Raw genomic sequence first — 18937 nt, 5'->3', positions numbered from 1 at the left:
TTTATAGGGCAGTGTATAAACCTTCCCCACCGAGTGCTCAAATAATCAGCAGATGGCAGATTCAGGTCACGACTAACCGGCTAGCCTTGAAATATCCTCCTAATTGAGAGCCGCACTTTAACACATGTGTTTCTAAGAATAACTGACCAGCTTTAATAGTGGAGTAACTCACAAGTCACAGTCTCACTAGGACTCTCCATTCTATAGGTGTCTCTATCGACTTTTACTGTGCACCTTAATAGTGCACTCAAAATACGAATAGCAGTGGACCAAAAGCGGCCGATCCTTATAAAGGCAGATCTATTCACATATCCTATCTCGCCTAATGCCTACTGCATACCGATAGCAACTATCTCTCTTTTAGCCTCTTGCATCCTTCTTGTACCTTTCTTGCAGCCTTATAGTCTTGCCCCCTTATAGTGACTCCCGCCCAATTTGGAAGCCTGATGTGTTGGCGCACAAAACTATCTATATAAACACCTGCTCAACGGGGTCAAAAATAAGGCTACCTCTTCAATAGGCCTTTTTTCCTATTACCGGCTTCACCAACAGCCAATCGGTATTTATTTTTTCATTTTAAATATTTGTTAGTACTTCATTGCTTTAAGGCTGCTCGCCGAGAGGCGATTGCTGAAAAAAAATACTGGAAAACAGTCGGTAAACTCGGGTATATTCCGCGACTATTTTTTAACCAACTGCCGACCTGATTGTCGGCCGCCAGTGCGATTTCCGCCTGTCGTTGTAACAGAGGTAATAGAATGAAACCAACCAAGCCCCTGCTACTACTGGCCTCCGGCCTGTTGTCCGTAGCTGCTCAAGCTGAAATGACTTGGAGCGACAACAGCCTCAGCCTGCTGTATGGCCGCGACTATGAGATGGCTTACAGCAAAACCACCGATGACGAAGAGCGCTCCGTAGTGACCTTTGAGCACGCCAGTGGTCACAGCTGGGGCGACCTGTTTATCTTTGCCGATTATCTAGATTCAGAAGATGGTTCCAAAGAGCTTTACTCAGAAATTTCTCCGCGTCTGAGCCTGGGGAAGCTCAGCGGTAGTGAGCTGGCTTGGGGGCCGGTAACCGATGTGTTGGTAGCAACTACCGTAGAGCTGGGCAATATGGACGACCCCGATCACCTCACTGCAACAGGCCCGCATTTCACCAATGTTCTGGCAGGACTCGGTGTCGACCTTGCAGTACCAGGTTTCTCCTTTGTTCAAGTGAACGCCTACCGCCGCGATAACGATGACAAGGCCAGCAACGAGCAGCTGACCCTGGTTTGGGCTATGCCGTTTACCCTGGGTGACTCCAGCTTCGTATACGACGGTTTTATCGATTGGACCAGCGCCTCCGAAAATGCGCACCCAAGCATGAACTTTACCTCCCAGCTTAAGTGGGACGTGGGCGCAAATTGGGGCGAGCCAAAAGCCCTGTATGCCGGTATCGAATACGTACATTGGAATGACAAATTTGGGTTCAAAGATGGAACCTTTAATACCGACTCCAATGAACGCAATGTTAACCTGCTAGTAAAGTACCACTTCTGATATGAAACCCTCTGATATCCAAACATCAGCGACCCCAGGGTCTGGTATCCCCCAGGCAGGCGGTGACGCCTCTTTACTGGAAAAGCTATTCAAGCTGTCTGAGCGTCAGACGAATGTTCGCCGGGAAGTGATTGCCGGTGTGACCACCTTCCTGACCATGGCTTACATCATTTTTGTAAACCCGAACATCCTGGCTGCTGCAGGCATGGATAAGGGCGCCGTATTTATGGCGACCTGTCTTGCTGCGGCGATCGGCTGTTTGATCATGGGACTCTACGCCAACTACCCCATCGCGCTGGCGCCGGGAATGGGTCTGAACGCCTTCTTCGCCTATGTGGTGGTGGGCGAGATGGGCTACAGCTGGCAGGTGGCTCTGGGAGCGGTGTTTATATCGGGGGTAGTGTTCCTGCTGCTCAGTATCTTTAAGTTGCGGGAGTGGATAATCGACAGTATTCCCACTTCCCTGCGGCAATCCCTGGCAGCCGGTATCGGTCTGTTCCTGGCGATTATTGCTCTGAAGAGCTCGGGAATTGTTGTCGCCAGCCCGGCCACCCTAGTGACGCTGGGTGACCTCAAATCCGTTGAAGCTCTGCTGGCGGCCCTGGGCTTCTTTATTATTGTGGCTCTGTCCTATCGTCGCATGCTCGGCTCTGTAATGATCGGCATTCTCGCGGTCACCGTTATTGCCCTGGCGATCGGTAAAGTAGAGTTCACTGGCTTGATTTCCGCACCGCCGAGCCTGGCTCCCACTTACCTCGAGTTGGATATTGCCGGCGCCTTTGAAGTTGGCATGATCAGCGTGATTTTCGCTTTCCTGTTCGTAGACCTGTTTGATACTGCCGGCACCCTATTGAGTGTCTCCGACCGCGCCAAGCTTTTGGACAAGGACGGTAAGCTGCCGGGTATGGGCAAGGCTCTGATGGCAGACAGCTCGGCCTCTGTTGTGGGTTCCGTACTGGGCTCTTCCACCACCACTTGTTATGTTGAGAGCACCGCGGGGATTACCGCGGGCGGACGCACCGGTCTCACCGCAGTTGTCTGTGCCGGTCTGTTCTTGCTGGCGACCTTCTTCTCTCCGCTGATCGGCATGATCCCCGCTTATGCGACTGCCGGTGCCCTGCTGTATGTCGGCGTTCTGATGACTTCCGGTCTGTCTTCCATCGACTGGGATGACATCACCGAAGCCGCTCCAGCGGTAATTGCGGCAGTGATGATGCCACTGTCATTCTCCATCGCTCACGGTATTGCACTGGGCTTTATTGCCTACGCAGTCATCAAAACACTGAGCGGGCGCAGCAAAGACGTCAGTATCAGTGTCTACGTGTTGTCAGCTCTCTTTATTGCCAAGTTCGCCTTTTTCTGAGGGGTACACAGATGAAAAAGCACTTTATCAGCGCACAGCAACTTCTGATTGATTCCTACGCGCTTGCGGAGCAAATCTATCAGAGCGGCTTCCGCCCCAATTACATCGTTGGTGTATGGCGTGGCGGCGCTCCGGTAGGTATTGCAGTACAGGAATTGCTGCACGTGATGGGTGTGGATGCGGACCATATCGCGATCCGAACTTCCTCCTACCTCGGCATCGGCGAACGCGGCAAGAAAGTTCGTGTGCATGGCCTGAACTACCTGATTAAGCGTCTTGAGTCCCACGATTCTCTACTGATTGTTGATGATGTACACGACTCCGGCCTGAGTATTGAGCAAACTATCGAAGACCTGCGTGCGGCCTGCAAAAAGAACACGCCGGAAATTCGTATCGCAACGCCTTACTACAAGCCAAAAAACAACAAAGCCAAGCGCGAGCCGGATTACTTTATCCACAAGACCGAAGAGTGGCTGGTATTCCCTCACGAAATCGACGGCCTCTCACGGGAAGAGATCCTGGAGAACAAGCCTGAACTGGCCCCTTACGTTGACCGGATTGCTACTGCAGTCTGACCCTCTCCCGTATCGGGGGCCTGTGCCCCCGATACTGCCTCTTCATACCCTTGATCGGGGCATATCGATTAATTCCACATTACCGTACCTCATTGCCGTAAAAGTCCTAGGCGATTCTCAGTACAAGCCCCCCTTCTGCCTGAATCACTCCCACCTTAGCTAACTCATTTAAAGTTACACATATTCAATACCGCTCTCATACTCCAAACCTTTCTCAAAAGCCCCCACTTATGCAACTAAAGTTAGTTTTGAGCGATTTATTAAATGGAAAAGTTGGTCCAGAATTGAGAAGACCCTAAATAATTTCGCCGGCCTCCTTAAGGCTTCAAGAAGTAGCAAGAAATTATTCAGGGATTACTAAAGATAAATGTCCCAATTGTCGGAAAATAACAATGAACGACAAACTCGCAGAGCTCACCCAGAAACAACTCGATGCCCACTGGATGCCTTACACCGGCAACCGTCAGTTTAAACGAGACCCTCGTATCATTACTGCTGCCGAAGGCTGCTACTATACCAGTGCCGATGGTCGCCCAATCTTCGATGGCCTCTCCGGGTTGTGGACTTGTGGCGCAGGGCATAATCGAAAAGAAATCAACAAAGCCATCAGCCAGCAATTGGAAACTCTCGACTACGCCCCCTCCTTTCAGTTTGGCCACCCTAAGTCCTTTGAACTGGCTGAGCGCATCACACAATTTATGCCCGCGGGTCTCAATCGTGTCTTTTTTACCAATTCCGGATCTGAAGCCACTGAAACCTCCCTGAAAATTGCCCGTGCTTATTGGCGTAAAAGAGGCCTATCAGCAAAGACCAAACTTATCGGCCGCATTAAGGGTTATCACGGGGTAAATTTCGGAGGAATCAGCGTCGGCGGTATCGGTGCTAACCGGGCAATGTTTGGTCCGGCACTCGATACCGAGCACTTGTCACATACACTGTTGCCCGAAAACCGCTTTTGTATGGGACAGCCCCAACTGGGTGCCTATCTAGCCGATGAACTACTCGAATTAATTGCACTGCATGATGCCAGCAATATTGCTGCAGTAATTATTGAACCCATGGCCGGCTCAGCGGGTGTACTTCCACCACCGGAAGGCTATCTGCAACGGCTTCGTGAAATCTGCAATGAACACCAGATATTATTGATTTTTGATGAGGTCATTACTGCTTTTGGCAGAATGGGCACGGCTACCGCAGCGGAATTTTTTGGAGTGGTACCGGATATTCTCAATACCGCCAAGCAAATTACCAACGGCACTTTTCCTATGGGCGCCGTCGCAGTGCACCAGAGTATCTACGATACCTTTATGGAGTGCGCTGGACCAGACTACCAACTCGAGCTGGCCCATGGCTATACCTACTCAGCCCACCCAGGGGCCTGCGCTGCTGCGCTGGCTACCTTGAAAATCCTTGAACAGGATAACCTTTTCAAGTGCGCTGCAGAACTGGCCTATGTACTGGAGGAGTACATTCACCAACTCAGAAATCTACCTCTGATCAATGATATTCGCAATTGTGGCCTAGCCGCGGGCCTAACGATTGAATCCGCTCCTGGGGAACCACTGCAACACCCCTTTCGAATCGCCATGAAAATGTGGAGTAAAGGTTTTTATATTCGCTATGGTGGCGATACTATCCAACTGGGAGTGCCATTTATTTCCACTAATGAGGAAATTGACGGCCTGGTCAATGCCCTATCAGAATCTATTCTAGAAGTAGCCAATGGGAAATAGCTGCCATCACAGATAATCTTAGAAAGATCCAGCCTTTTACCGCAAACGAGCGACACCTCAGCGCACAATTCTGACTACTATACCTGTATCAATTAAGCCCCTAGTATAATTATATTTGTACTCCTACCGACATAAATTTTTGGTCGGACAACAGAATTATTGTTAAAAAAAGCAGAATAGTTACACCGAAAAAAAAGTAATAAATAAATGTGAGAATGCAATGATTAAAATCAGTAAACGAACCACTCCAAAGCTTACCTGCGCACTACTATGCACGGTCATGCTAACCGCCTGTCACCAGGAACCCAGCTCTTTTCAGTCTCAAGGCGATACTATTGCAATTCCCCAAAGATCCGAGACATCGGGGCTCTCCGAAGAATATGCCAGGCTGCGAAAACAACAAATCGCACAAGTTGATTATCGCCTGAGTGTCAACCTGGATAGCACCAGTGAGAATTTTACTGGCACCGTACACGCCGACATCCAGTTCGAAAAAATTCTGCAGCAACCTCTTACCATGGATTTTGCCGGCGGCACCGTCAAATCATTAAAAGTGGACGGTAAAGAAACACCTTTCAAATATAATGGCTACTTTATCGCTGTTGCCTCACAACACCTGCCAAACCGGCAGCACGTGATTAGCATTAACTACCAGCATCCCTATTCCAATAATGGCTCTGGACTACATCGCTTCGAAGATCCGAAGGATGGTAAAGTCTATATGTATACCGACTTTCAGCCCTATGATGCCAACCGCCTTTTCCCACATTTTGATCAACCAAACTTAAAAGCTCGCTATACCCTAGATGTTATGGCCCCCAAAGATTGGGTAGTCATCAGTGCAGAACGGGAAAGTAGAGTGGAGAAAGAGGGAGAAAAGAAACACTGGTTCTTTCCGCAATCACAAAGATTTTCCTCCTATATATTTTCCCTACATGCAGGCCCCTTCCATATCTGGGAAGATAATGCAGATGGTGTTCCTCTACGGCTGATGGCCCGCCAGAGTCTGGCCGACTATGTAAAAACCGAAGATTGGTTTACATTTACAAAACAGTCTTTTGAATTTTTCCAGCCATATTTTGAAATAGATTACCCCTTCAAAAAATACGACCAAATTTTGGTACCTGACTACAATGCAGGTGCCATGGAAAATGTGGGGTCAGTCACTTTTAATGACTCCTACGTATCCCGTGGGGAAAAAACCCAGGCTCAGCGAATGCGCTTGGCCAATGTCATTGCCCACGAGCTGGCACACCAATGGTTTGGCAACTTGGTTACCATGGACTGGTGGGATGGTCTTTGGCTGAATGAAAGTTTCGCTACCTATATGGCCAACTTATCTTTGGCTGAAAATAGTGAGTTTACCAACACCTGGGAAAATTTTTACCTTGGCACTAAACAGTGGGCCTACTACTCCGATCAAAGGCCCACCACACACGCTATTCAGCTACCGGTGGAAAATACTGACGAAGCTTTTACCAATTTTGATGGTATCACCTACGGTAAAGGTGGCTCGGTACTGAAACAGTTACCCTACTATCTGGGTAAAGAGGAATTTCGTAAGGGCGTTAGCCGTTACCTGAAAGAACTCTCTTTCCAAAACTCAACACTCGATGATTTTATAAACCACTTGGGTAAAGCAGCCGGTGTTAATCTTGAGACCTGGCAACAACAATGGCTTTATCAAGCTGGCCTTAACACCATTGAGGCAAGCTTCCAATGTGACGACGATCGAATTACCAACCTCACCCTCACACAGGCTGCGTCGGAAGAATACCCCACTCTACGGGAACAACGCACTCAGCTTGGTTTCTACCGTATGGATGGGGAAGGTATGAAGCGCTACGCCACCCTACCGGTACTTTATAGAGGCGCAACAACTAGAGTAGAAGATGCCCAAGGCCTACCCTGCCCACAAATTCTCTATCCTAACGAGAGTGACTGGGCCTTTGTAAAAGTGAATCTGGATTCGGTAACCCTGAAGAATATGGCTCAGCATATTAATGCGATTGAGCAACCTTTTGCCCGCTTAATGTTGTGGCAAAGCCTGTTTGACAGCGCCTACGATGCAAAATTACCACTGGATGAATATATTAGTTTTGTAATTAGTAACGGGGCCGCCGAGCAGGATATCAATGCTATCCGTCTCAATAGCCGCTATTTAAGCTATGTTTATAGTTATCTCAATCAGATACCTATTGATGACCAGCGCCGTGAAAATCTGCTAAAAGCCATAGAAGAATTTGCTTGGCAGCAGTTACAACAAGCTTCACCTACTAGTGATCAGCAAAAGACCTGGTTTGAACTCTTTGCCGAAGTGGCCCACTCAAAGGTAGCTCTGAATAACGCAAAACAATTATTGGTGGGCGAACACGAGATTGATGGCTTGAAACTCGATCCCGATATGCGCTGGGAATTAATCCGCCTGCAGAATCGCTACCTTTTTGCTGATTATGAACAAGCGATTACTCAAGAGTTGAGAAAAGATCACTCAGATAGAGCCAAACTCAATGCCATAGCGGCAGAGGCGATCAGGCCCCTGCCCGAAGTTAAGGAAAAGTGGCTTCAGAACCTTATCCACAATAGGGACGAATTCAAATTAAGTGAACTTCGCAAGGCCACTTCAAACCTATTTACCGATGAACAAATTCCGCTATTTTATAGTAATAGCGAGCGCATTTTTTCCGAATTGGATAAAATTAATAATGAGGATTCTCCCGAACTGATTAGCACCTACACCCGTATATTCCCCCTAATGTGCTCAAAAGAGGGCGCCCAACAAATTAGCGATGCACTTGGAAATAAACAACAACTCAAACCCATGCTGGTGAAAGCATTAAAGAACCATCGCTATACCAGCGAGCGCTGTACAAAAATGGGGCAAGCTATGCTCGATCAGAAAAAAGGGTGAGATCGCCCTCAACGAAACAAACATAGCCTAATCACCTAAGTGCTTATGTAGCTATGAAGAGCATCAACAGCTAAGACTGGCCAAAGGGGCCCAATGGCCCCTTTTCATGTATCAACACACTCCCTAAGAAAAAAATCTATAAATTGCCAGCAATAATTAGTTAATATATCTAGCATTAATGCTTACAATAAAAGACTTTTCTCCATGAGCATAGTGGTTCAAAAAGATGATCTTTCAGATGGCGCTATTATTGAGCTACTGAAGTCCCACTTAGAACAAATGTATCTGCATTCCCCTCCAGAAAGCGTACACGCCTTAAAACCAGAAAACTTAATTGACCCCATAATCACTTTTTGGAGCGCGTGGGTCAATGGCGTTCTAGCAGGCTGTGGGGCTCTCAAGGAAATATCCCCTGTTCTAGGAGAGATAAAATCCATGAAAACCAGCCAGGGCTTCCTGCGCAAGGGAATCGCTAAAGCCGTGCTAAAAGCGATACTGGATGAAGCCCAAAAGAGGAACTACCGAGAAGTAAAATTAGAAACCGGCAGCAGTAAACATTTTGCTCCAGCAATTGCACTTTACCAGCAATATGGCTTTGAACCATGCAGGCCATTTGCCAACTATAGTGAAGACCCACACAGCCTATTCTTTACAAAGAAGCTCTAAATTACTGTCGATACACAATATTATCTAAGCAATGAAAACCTACAATAAAATATGCTACTCAAGAAGAAGTTTCTTAAAGCTTACTGGTTTGTCACCGCTGCTACTGGGTGGAACTGGCAGCAGAGCTGAGACACAAAGAAATAAACAGAATATAATTTTCACAGACCTGCCGAGTCTTGAAACACCAATACAGGAAATATACCCTTCAGTTTTTGCCGGAGAGATTTACATCTCCGGAGGCTTTATTCCATCCTCTACGCCTACTTTTTATGGTCTCGCACCTACAGACAGCACCCATATATTTTCACCAAAAACTCATACCTGGAGAAGCGGCCCAGCCCTTCCGAAAGCTACACACCATCTGGGGATGGCAGCGAACTCTAAATACCTGTATGGTATTGGTGGCTTTCATGGACAAAAAAGTAATGCCTGGCAAGCTAAGTCTACCGTTTATAAGCTCAGTAAAAATGATAACGCCTGGACTTCTGCCCCCTCTCTCCCTATCCCGATTGCCGAGGGTATCTATAGCAATTCATCAAAAGGTATCCATGTTATCGGCGGGAAAACACCCAATAGCCAACAAAGAAATATTGACTCAAATAATCATTTTATTTTAACTGACAATACTGATTGGGAAGTTGCCGCCCCAGCAACGATCAACAGAAATTCTGCAGCCGGAACAACAATGGGCAACAGGATTTATGTTATTGGTGGACGCCAGGCTGGTAATACAACTAAAAGGGCAAGAAACTTAACCTATGGGGAGGTTTATGATCCTAGCCTAGATAAATGGGAAAAAATACGACCATTACCACAAGCACTCGCTGGGCTTTCAGCTGCACCGCTAAATGGAAAGATTATAGTAACCGGTGGTGAAGCCTTTGGTCCCAATGGTTATTGGAAAACAGGAACTGCATTTAACGCAGTCTGGGTATACAACCCCATTAGTGATCAATGGAACAAAGAGAGCGATCTTCCAACGGCCCGCCATGGGCATGGTGCTGTGACTATTGAAGATACAATTTATATTATGGGAGGCGCAGCCAAAGTCGGCCCACAAGAGACCCTCGCATCTTTTATAAAATTGAACTGGAAGCCATAACTCCTAAGCTGCCAAAATGATTTTAGGGCATGGTCAAAAGAGAGCCCTCTCTTTTGACCGACAGTTAAAGCCCTATAGACGCTAATGTAACCAAATTTCATGGCTTATCTCTGCCTGTTCACCGGAATAATTTATAGCCTTATTCATTGAGGTTTCGAAATTGGCAATTAAGACGATAGTAGCTGGGGTCTAAACGATCGAAAACGGTCAATATCATTCCACATTCTGAAGATATCCATTACGCTCAACACCAAGATAACCAATATATCGATCCCGAATCTCCCGCACATACTTAACCGGTTCACGTCCTCGTACGTAGCCAAAACGGCTTTTTCGGTAGTATTCCGGCTTGGATAACAGCAGCATGGCCTGTTCCACATGGCCAAACCACTGATTGGGGTTCAGCCCCAGTTGTTGAGCAAGGGCCCTGGCGTCTTGAACATGGCCGTGTCCTGCATTATAGGCAGCCAGGGTAAAGTATATTTTTTGTTCCAGGGAAATATTCTGGGGGAATCGTTGGTCCAGCCAACCGAGATAGGCTACCCCCGCACGAATGCTGTTTTCAGGTTCATAGAGATTTTCTATCCCCAGTTGGCCGGCTGTGCGTGGCAGCACCTGCATCAGGCCTTGGGCTCCAGAGAAGGAACGAGCGCGGGGGTTGAACCGGCTCTCCTGATACATCTGCGCAACTACCATACGCCAGTCTCGATCGGTTTTATCCGTGTATTTATGCACTATAGGATCATAGGGAGAAAGGGCATCACTGTTGCGCAGTCGGTTTTCCTGATGACGAAGAATATGTTTCTTTTCCTTGAAGTATTTGTTGTAAGTGACATTAAAAAAAAGGTCGCGATCGTGTTTATTCAAGAAATTATTTAATTGTTCCAGTAGGCGGCTTTGGTCAGCACGCACAGCCCAAGCTATCTCTCTAGTATTGGGCAACTCTGCCACTACTCTAAAGTCATCACGATAAGTGCTTTCGATCGCCACTAGGTGGGAATCTGCAACGGTATAGGGAAATATTCCCTGGGCAACGGCATCAATCAAATATTCGGTGGTAGCGCCTGGCTGCTCGGATATCTGAATGGGAGCAACTCCCCGTTCCCGCTGTAGCATAATCATTTCTGCAAGGCTTTCACGGTAGCTGGTCTGTGGGTTAACAGCCACTATTTTGCCCGACAGCATTTGCTCTAAGGGGACATCCCCTTGCAGGGAAATATCTGTACTCGGGGCAATCACCTGTTCAGTCACCTGGAGATAGGGCCGTGTAAAAACCAATCCCTGTTGCCGACGAGTTTCGGTGATTGTAAGCGATGCAGCGATCATATCGCCCATACCTGCCTGCAGGGCATCAGTCAAATCCATATCCGCATCGGGCACCACCATACTGAGGCGAAGCTTATGGTCCCGGGCGAATTTTTTTAGCAGGTCATAGTCGAAGCCCATCAACTCCCCACGCCAGATAAAATAGGAGGCTGGATGGTTGCGGGTGAGCACACGCAGTGTGCCGCCCTCTAAAATGTCTTCCCAACCCCTGACGGGTTTACTGGAGTTTTGCCCGGCTAATACCAATTCAGCCGTCAGGAATTCGTTGAGCTCCCGCCTCAACTCGGTGGCATTAAGACGCACTGCCCAGGCGATATCTCTACGGGATTCCAACTGATCGCTGGCTGTGAGCTGTGGGTAATTGGGTAGGAGTGCATCGGCCAAATTACTATCCATGACGGTAGCCTGATACTCCCCTGCGGCAACAGCAGCTAAAAGCGTACTGTTGGCTACTGCCCCATCCAGCAGAGTCACTTTATAGGGCTGCTCGGTATCCTCTTGGAGGGTTTCGGCATAGGCACTGCCGCGGCGCACCGCCACTTCTTGTAGTGGCTTATCCATATCCCGCAGAGTGATGAGTAATTCGTTCACGGCTTGCAGTGGCCGTGTGAACGCCACTTGACTGCGGCGAATGGGAGTGCGGGAAAAGTTAGTCGCAATGACATCGCCACGACCTTCTCTCAAGGCGGGAATCAGAGCCGCAAAGTTATCCACATACACCCATTGAGGCCTCAGGTTGCGGCTGAAGGCAAACTTCTCGGCGAGCTGCCGCCACTCCCCCTGCGGCAAGCCGCCACGCGGCAGGGCATCCTCTTCAGGGCCTCTCGGTGCGAGTAAGCGCAATATGCCGCGCTCTTGTAATGCGGGGAAGTCTCCGCGCTCTAGGTAGTTTACGAAAGCGCTTTTAGTCTCTTCAGTATTTTCTGAGAGTGCCTCCACGGGTTCCCCCTGCTGCGAGGCGTGCTTTTCACAACTGACCGAAAAAATAAGAGAAACGAATAGAAAAGCTACCGTAATTAATATTTTTTGCACAATTCAACCTTTTTCAGCGAATTTTTATTGTTATCAACCTGCATAATAATTATGGATCAGGTTAATGCGGCATAAAGAATTACCGCCGCCGGTCTTAATCGGTATGCACAAGCCGTGCAGCACTAGTCTATGAGACCTTTAATACTCTTTTCCTCGAATGACGAACATTTACCAGGTTTCAATATTAGCGATAGCGAGTCATCTTTTTCATTGTCATTGATTAACAGGCCCTAGATCGCAGTATAAATAAATCGTACCAGTTTCCATGCCACCAATAAAAAAGCCCGGCAAGGAAATTGCCGGGCAAATATACGTTGGCGACTATGGGTTGTCTCTTACAGCAAGTGACAGCCCCTCTGTTATTTTGCGAGCGTCTTATGGTTATTAGCTGGATTTAGGTTTGCCCTGTAGCTCCGCCAATCTCATTTTTATTTCTCGGTTCTGCTCCTCATCCGGGAGTTCGAACATCAGCGGCTTTGCCACCCGTGCAAAGTATTCCGCATTTTTCTGCTGGTACAACTCTTCTGCCAGCCATTGGGCAATATGCAGCTCTCGAGGTGCGCGGTTATAGGCCTCCTCCAGCTTGGCTAGATATTCTTTTCGGGGGTAACCCAGCATTTCCATGGCCATGGCCAATCCAAACCAGTGAGAGGCATTCTGCGGTTCCCTCTTCACCAGGTAATCGAATTCCTCACGGGCCCTTTTCAGGCTGCGTAAATCGCGGGCGTCGTTAGGTACCGTGGCCTGTTGATTAACCGTTAGCCAGGCGTGGGCATTCAAGTACCAGGGTTTTTGGCGATCTTTTTTCGGCACACTGGCGAGCAAGTGACTGGCCTGGGGGAAATTCCCTACACGCAAATCCGCACTCGCCTTAATGGCAGCCAGTTCAGTGCTGTATATCCCTGTGTGGTAGGAATAGGTAATCAGGTCGTCGAGCGCCTGCAGGTTATAACCGGACTGGGCAATAAAGTTCGCCAATACATTAACGGCCTCACGTTTGTGCAGGCGCTTCACCTGGGGAGTTACTTCCTTAAACTCAGGGGGAATGACGCCACTGACCACCTCATACTCTCCCGAGTCGAATGCGGCGACATACGCTTTTTCCAGTTCCTTCACCGACATGCCCAGAGCTTTTTCCAGTGATTTCACCGGATCGGCACCATCGTTGTAGTCTTTAACAAACTGCTTAAATTCCTCTGCCTTGTCGCCCTCCATCATCAGCCAGTGGGACAGCAGCCAACCGCTGGCATACACATCCGCTTTCTCTTCGGGGTCGGTGTCGTACACCGTTGCACGAAGCAAGCGGTCGAGAGGCATCAGCCCTGCGTACATCAATGTCTTGGCGCGTTCCTGGGGTATTTCACCTAACTCATAGCGACCCTTTTCAGGAAAGGACATGGTCGCCATAAATTCGGCAAAGCCCTCGCTGTACCAGTAAGGAAAATGCGTGGTATTGCCGTTATAGCTGAGGAAGTGGGTGTATTCGTGAAAGAGAAATTCACGAGCCTTGAGCTGCTTTTTAACACTGCGGCCATCCAGATTCACCAGGGCGTAACTACCCTCGGCTGAAGTATCAAACAGGCCGTTAGTCATATCGGCCAGTTCGGCCCCAACCAGGCCCGCATAGGTATCGCGGTCTCCGGCTGCATAAATCGTGAGCTTGGGAACATTGGGATCAACTTCCAACAGCTCTATGGCTACGGCGCGATAGCGCTCCAGGTCGGCCACTAGGGTTTTTACCGCACTGGGATCACCATCGGTAATAACCTGGAAGTTCTTGCTGTCTACCTGATACCAGATCTCCTCGCCGAGATAGCGGGGGGCGGCATTGGCAGAAAGTAAAAAACCGAAAAAAAGTACTAAGAAAACAGCTGAGCGAGAAACCATAGTTCAGGCCACCGAGTCATTGTTGCCGAAGCCCTCCATGGCCAAATCGTAGAGGCCACACACTAACGGTTTTTGCTGATCAAAAAAAGAGCAACATGAATAAGAAATGAACTTTTTAGGTTGTTTTTATCTGACTCATTAGACAAATAAGCGTAAAAAATTGGGCTGGATTAACAGGGATAAATGACGAGACGCGTAACGAGACAAACGTCTCATTTTTTACCGAAACAGCATACAAATAAGCGGCCGGCTTCTATATATTGCGCAGTTGACCAATGTGTTACACAGGGTCAAAAAATATAAAAATAATTTACTTTGATGAGAGAAAAAAATGAAAACTGCACCACTACTGGCACTGCTTGGCAGCGCCATGATGTCAGCCCATGCCTGGTCGGCACCGGAATATATCTCCGATCTGGATATCACCTCCTTCGATGGAACAGTACTTGATGCCAACCTGTTTATCCCGGAAACACCGGCACCGGCAGGGGGTTACCCCACTGTCATCTTCACGAACAGCTGGGGCCTGGAGAAGCGCCAGTATCACTTCCAAGCTAAAGAACTGGCGGAAAATGGCTACTTGGTATTGAGCTATTCCACCCGCGGCTTCGGCCATTCGGATGGCCTGGTAGACGTAGCTGGGGAAAACAGCATTGCCGATGTGGGTGTGCTGATCGACTGGCTCGAAACCAATTACTCTGTGGGTAAGCTGGGTATGGCCGGTATTTCCTACGGCGGTGGAATCTCTTTGCTCAGTGCCGCACAAGACCCCCGTATCGATGCGGTGGCCGCTCTATCTGGTTGGGCGGATGTAGTAGAAGCGCTCTACCCCAACGAGACGGTTAACCTGGTCTGGGGCAGCTTACTTGTCACCACCGCCTTCGACAAAGAAGCCGAATTGGAGCAAGTGTGGAGCGATCTGCGCAGCGGGCAGAACCTGGCACAGGTGATCGAATTTGGAGCCAAACGCTCGGCGATCAGTTATATAGATCAGCTGAATGAAAATGGCACCGCGGTATTGGTCTCGAATAATTTCGCAGATTATTTGTTTAAACCCAATAGCATGACCGACTTTTACTCCCTACTCGAGGGACCGAAAAAGCTCCTGCTAAACCCCGGCACCCATGCCATCACCGAAACTCTCTCTGGAAACGATGGGCATATCTGGTCTACCAGTTTCCGCTGGTTTGACCACCACCTGAAGGGAGAGGACAACGGCATTGACCGCGAACCCAAGGTGGATATGACCGTGCGCATCAGCAACAAACTGGAGCACTACGATGACTACCCCGTGACTGAGGAGAGCACTACCTGGTATCTGCAACCGCGCTTTACCATGTTTAACAGCGGGGGCATGGAGACTGGCAAATACGATGGCTGGAGCTGGAGCAATGAGTTCCACGGAGGCTGGGATACCTTTGCTGGTACCGGCATTCCATTGGTTTCCGATGCCTTAGAGGGTTTCGGCATTCCGGTGTACGCACCGATGATGGCCATCAATGGCTATTATGCCATCGAGTACAAATCGCCAAGGCAGTCTGACACCCTGCAGATTCGCGGTGCGCCCAAGCTTGAAATGTGGATTGAGCCCAGCAAGAGGGAAGTACAGCTGAATGTTCATCTGTACGACGTCAACATGTTTGGACTCGGCCGCCTGATCACCCACGCACCTATTACTGTGCGCACTGATGAGCCCGGCAAGAAGCAGAAAATCGCCCTTGAGCTGTTCACCACAAGCTACGACGTTCCCGCAGGCCACCGTGTGGTTATGGCCATAGACACCCAGGGCCCTATCTACAAAAAGCCACAAGACACCAACTACACCATCGAAGTGCCCTACAGCAGCAGCAAGGTTTCCAGCTTGACCGTGCCGCACCTGTAAATTTTCCCAGCAACTCCACGCCCGGCCCTGGTGCCGGGCGTGGCCTTCCCATCGAGCTCATCTCCCCCTTCCCTTGGCCTCACAGACCCACGTAATTTTCCGTCAAAGCGGTACAATGGCCTTTTTTTGGCCAAGTACCCCATCGCTCTATGAACAAGAAGATACCGCTCGCCCTGCTGAGCGCGGCGCTGTTATCAGTAGCAGTCGCCGGGTGTAACCCGGCGGAAAAGGCCCCGCAGAAGATCGACCAGGAATCCAGCACGCAAATGGCGGCCCTGGATATCAGAGAAGCCCCTGAGGGCAAACTCCCCCAGGGTGTAGAGCCCAGCGCCTATCGCCTGGATCTGACCCTCGATCCTCGCAAAGACACTTTCAATGGCCGTGTCGCTATCGACATTCAGATGACCCAGGCCAGCAACCATATCTGGTTGCACGGCAAGAACCTGTCGGTTAGCAAAGCCACTGTGCAACTGGCAGACGGGCGTGAGGTGCAAGCCAGCTACCGCGAGGTCCTCGACAGCGGCGTCGCCATAGTAGAGTTCGACGAGACGCTGCCGGCCGGCAGCTTCACCCTGCAGCTGGATTACGCCGCCGATTTCGATCGCAACCTAGCCGGTCTGTTCAAAGTGGAAGAGCAGGGCAATGCCTATGCCCTGGCCAAATCTGAGTCCATCCAAGCGCGTAAATACCTGCCGGGCTTCGACGAACCCGGCCTCAAGGCACCTTTCTCCATCAGTCTCACCGTGCCCGAAGGCTACGCCGCCATCAGCAATGGGCCGGAACTAAAGCGCGAGACCGTGCCGGGCGGCATGGAGAAAGTAACTTTTGCCACCACTCCGCCCATGTCCACTTATCTGTTGTCTTTATCGGTGGGCCCCTTCGATGTGGTTGAGCGCGCAGCCATTCCGCCGAGCAAGTATCGCAGTGAGCCGATCCCTTTACGCGGTTTTGCGCGTCAGGGCCGCGGTGGTGATATGAATTACATTCTCGATATCACCCCCAAAATGGTGGAGACCTTCGAGAATCAATTACAGCGCCCCTACCCCTTCAAGAAACTGGATATTATCGCCGCCCCCCAGTGGCCCAGTGGTGCTACCGAGCTGTCTGCAGCCATTACCTATCGCGAGCAACGCATCCTGGTGGGCGATAACCCGGCACCCGGCGCGCGTCTGGCTTTGGTGGAAGTGCACGCCCATGAAATTGCCCATATGTGGTTTGGCAACCAGGTAACCCCGCCCTGGTGGGACGACCTTTGGCTAAAAGAGGGCTTCGCCACCTGGGGCGAGCCGTTGGCGCTGCGTATCATGGAGCCCGAAGGCGGCCACGATTTGAACGCCGCCACTTACGCCATCGGCGCCATGCAACTGGACTCCCTCGCCAGCACCCGCGCCATTCGCGAGCCGGTGAGCGACAACAACAATATCCGCAACGCCTACGACTCCATCACCTATTCCAAGAGTCTGGGCGTCATCAATATGGTGGATAACTACTTCGGTGCCGAGCGCTTCCGCCCGGCCCTGGGGCGCTACCTGGAGGCCTTCAGCGGCAGCGAGGCGGACTCCCCCTCTTTCTACAAAGTGATCGGCGAGGAAACCAATACCCCGGAATTAACGGAAACTTTCCGCAGCTTTGTCGAGCAAAAAGGTGTGCCGCAACTGGAACTGGTCCTGGACTGCAGCGATCCAGCACAAACCAAATTGCATATCACCCAGAGCCGCTATAAGCCCCTTGGCTCCCCTATTGCCGCAACTGGCCAGCAGTGGAGCATCCCCTTTTGCTTTAGCAGCGATAGCGGCGCACAGCAGTGCCAGATCCTGACCGGTAAAGAGGAAACCCTGGAGATTGCTTCAAGCAGTTGCCCCAGCTGGGTAATGCCCAACGCCCAGGGCAGTGGCTACTATCGCTGGAACCTGCCGGAGCCCCAGTGGCAGGCCCTTACCGAGCGCTTTACCCAGTTCACCCCTACCGAGCAACTCTCGATTATCGACAGCGCCTTCGCCGCCTTCGAAGCCGGTAAACTATCCGCTCCTCGGTTACTCGATGTCGTGCGCCAATCTGCCAAGGCAGACAAGCGCCAGGTAATTGCCATGCCCCTGAGTTACCTGCGCAAGTACCGCGATAATTATCTGAACGATGCCCAGCGCTTGGCCTTCCTAAACTTTGCCCAGAACCTGTACCTGCCGCTCTTGAGCAACAGTGCTGGCAGCAATGATGCCGACCAGCAAATGCTGCACAGCGCCCTGCTCGGCTTTATGGCACTGGTGGCGGAAGACCCGGATACACGCAAGCAATTAATGGAGAAGGCGATCGCTTTTACCGGCTATAAAACCGGGCGCGATCCCCAGGCATTGAATTCCGATCTTTACGAAGCTGCACTGACCGTGGCTATCCAGGATGCCGGTCAGGGTTTCCTCACGCACCTGATTAAAGTGCGCACCGAGCTGGATGATCCCCGTTTTGAAAACGCCAGTGCTAACGCCATCGGCAGTAGCAATAACCCCAAACAGCTGGAGACTATTCAAAAATTAGCACTCAGTGAACAGATGGGTCCGCGTGAGTCTTTTGCCCTAATTCGCTATGCCCTGGCGCAGCCGCTGGTGCAGGAGCAACACTGGGCTTGGCTGCGGGATAACTTTGTGCAAGTCGTGGATAAAATTCCGGCACAGATCCGCCGCCATACGCCCGCATTCGCCAACGCCTTCTGCGATGAAAAGCGCCTGGATGAATTGCAGCAGCTGTTCGCCCAGCACGGCAAGCTGACACCCGGCTACCAGCGCAGCCTGGCGCAGACCGAAGAGCGCGTTCATTTGTGTATGGCACTGCAGGAAAAAGGTCAGTCGCTGATGGAAGCTCTGCCAAAGTCGGTGGACCTGGCAAAACAATAAAACCGTTATTTTTCTGCTCTTTATCCCGTAC

11 protein-coding genes are annotated in these 18937 nt (G+C 50.1%); 9 read left to right on the top strand and 2 right to left on the bottom strand.

All coding sequences use genetic code 11. The features are described 5' to 3' along the window. Window positions 1–758 precede the first annotated feature (758 nt). The 7 genes from ACXAFI_RS00635 to ACXAFI_RS00605 all read left to right on the top strand — a co-directional run bounded on the left by ACXAFI_RS00635 (window position 759) and on the right by ACXAFI_RS00605 (window position 9894). Window positions 759–1544 carry an outer membrane protein OmpK gene (locus ACXAFI_RS00635; protein WP_475107267.1) on the top strand — a complete coding sequence of 262 codons (786 nt, stop codon included), beginning with the start codon at window positions 759–761 and terminating at the stop codon, window positions 1542–1544. A gap of 1 nt (window position 1545) precedes the next feature. Further along, on the top strand, window positions 1546–2907 hold the full coding sequence (locus ACXAFI_RS00630; protein WP_216646281.1) for an NCS2 family permease: 1362 nt from the start codon (window positions 1546–1548) through the stop codon (window positions 2905–2907). Window positions 2908–2918: 11 nt separating this feature from the next. After that, window positions 2919–3482 (top strand): phosphoribosyltransferase, encoded by a 564-nt coding sequence (locus ACXAFI_RS00625; RefSeq protein WP_444920295.1) that lies wholly within the window; start codon window positions 2919–2921, stop codon window positions 3480–3482. 392 nt (window positions 3483–3874) lie between these two features. Next, complete coding sequence (gene aptA / locus ACXAFI_RS00620; RefSeq protein WP_475107266.1) at window positions 3875–5215, top strand: omega-aminotransferase AptA; 1341 nt, start codon at window positions 3875–3877, stop codon at window positions 5213–5215. A gap of 220 nt (window positions 5216–5435) precedes the next feature. Continuing rightward, window positions 5436–8126: an aminopeptidase N gene (pepN, locus tag ACXAFI_RS00615; protein WP_475107265.1), complete on the top strand. Its 2691-nt coding sequence runs from the start codon at window positions 5436–5438 to the stop codon at window positions 8124–8126. A gap of 204 nt (window positions 8127–8330) precedes the next feature. Continuing rightward, window positions 8331–8792 carry a GNAT family N-acetyltransferase gene (locus ACXAFI_RS00610; protein ID WP_475107264.1) on the top strand — a complete coding sequence of 154 codons (462 nt, stop codon included), beginning with the start codon at window positions 8331–8333 and terminating at the stop codon, window positions 8790–8792. A gap of 31 nt (window positions 8793–8823) precedes the next feature. Next, on the top strand, window positions 8824–9894 hold the full coding sequence (locus tag ACXAFI_RS00605) for a Kelch repeat-containing protein (RefSeq protein WP_475107263.1): 1071 nt from the start codon (window positions 8824–8826) through the stop codon (window positions 9892–9894). 213 nt (window positions 9895–10107) lie between these two features. Here the strand turns inward: ACXAFI_RS00605 and ACXAFI_RS00600 are convergent, their stop codons facing one another. Together ACXAFI_RS00600 and ACXAFI_RS00595 are read right to left on the bottom strand one after the other, a co-directional pair. Continuing rightward, a complete protein-coding gene (locus ACXAFI_RS00600) occupies window positions 10108–12159 on the bottom strand; it encodes a transporter substrate-binding domain-containing protein (RefSeq protein WP_475107262.1) in 2052 nt (683 codons plus the stop codon). 477 nt (window positions 12160–12636) lie between these two features. Further along, entirely contained in the window at window positions 12637–14139 is a 1503-nt protein-coding gene (locus ACXAFI_RS00595) for a hypothetical protein (RefSeq protein ID WP_475107261.1), read from the bottom strand. A gap of 331 nt (window positions 14140–14470) precedes the next feature. Between ACXAFI_RS00595 and ACXAFI_RS00590 the strand changes: the two genes are divergently transcribed. Continuing rightward, window positions 14471–16021: a CocE/NonD family hydrolase gene (locus ACXAFI_RS00590; RefSeq protein WP_444920302.1), complete on the top strand. Its 1551-nt coding sequence runs from the start codon at window positions 14471–14473 to the stop codon at window positions 16019–16021. A gap of 149 nt (window positions 16022–16170) precedes the next feature. Beyond that, entirely contained in the window at window positions 16171–18906 is a 2736-nt protein-coding gene (locus tag ACXAFI_RS00585; protein WP_475107260.1) for a M1 family metallopeptidase, read from the top strand. Window positions 18907–18937 lie beyond the last annotated feature (31 nt).

The sequence above is a fragment of the Microbulbifer sp. ABH2_005 genome (assembly GCF_056160005.1).
Note: the sequence above shows the minus strand (reverse complement) of the source record. Positions and strands in the feature narration are given on the sequence as shown.

Bases quoted from the DNA above. Each gene is read 5' to 3' on its own strand.
- ACXAFI_RS00635 (WP_475107267.1), top strand. From the start codon at position 759: ATGAAACCAACCAAGCCCCTGCTACTACTGGCCTCCGGCCTGTTGTCC.
- ACXAFI_RS00590 (WP_444920302.1), top strand. From the start codon at position 14,471: ATGAAAACTGCACCACTACTGGCACTGCTTGGCAGCGCCATGATGTCA.
- ACXAFI_RS00605 (WP_475107263.1), top strand. From the start codon at position 8,824: ATGAAAACCTACAATAAAATATGCTACTCAAGAAGAAGTTTCTTAAAG.
- aptA (WP_475107266.1), top strand. From the start codon at position 3,875: ATGAACGACAAACTCGCAGAGCTCACCCAGAAACAACTCGATGCCCAC.
- ACXAFI_RS00595 (WP_475107261.1), bottom strand. From the start codon at position 14,139: ATGGTTTCTCGCTCAGCTGTTTTCTTAGTACTTTTTTTCGGTTTTTTA.
- pepN (WP_475107265.1), top strand. From the start codon at position 5,436: ATGATTAAAATCAGTAAACGAACCACTCCAAAGCTTACCTGCGCACTA.
- ACXAFI_RS00625 (WP_444920295.1), top strand. From the start codon at position 2,919: ATGAAAAAGCACTTTATCAGCGCACAGCAACTTCTGATTGATTCCTAC.
- ACXAFI_RS00610 (WP_475107264.1), top strand. From the start codon at position 8,331: ATGAGCATAGTGGTTCAAAAAGATGATCTTTCAGATGGCGCTATTATT.
- ACXAFI_RS00585 (WP_475107260.1), top strand. From the start codon at position 16,171: ATGAACAAGAAGATACCGCTCGCCCTGCTGAGCGCGGCGCTGTTATCA.
- ACXAFI_RS00630 (WP_216646281.1), top strand. From the start codon at position 1,546: ATGAAACCCTCTGATATCCAAACATCAGCGACCCCAGGGTCTGGTATC.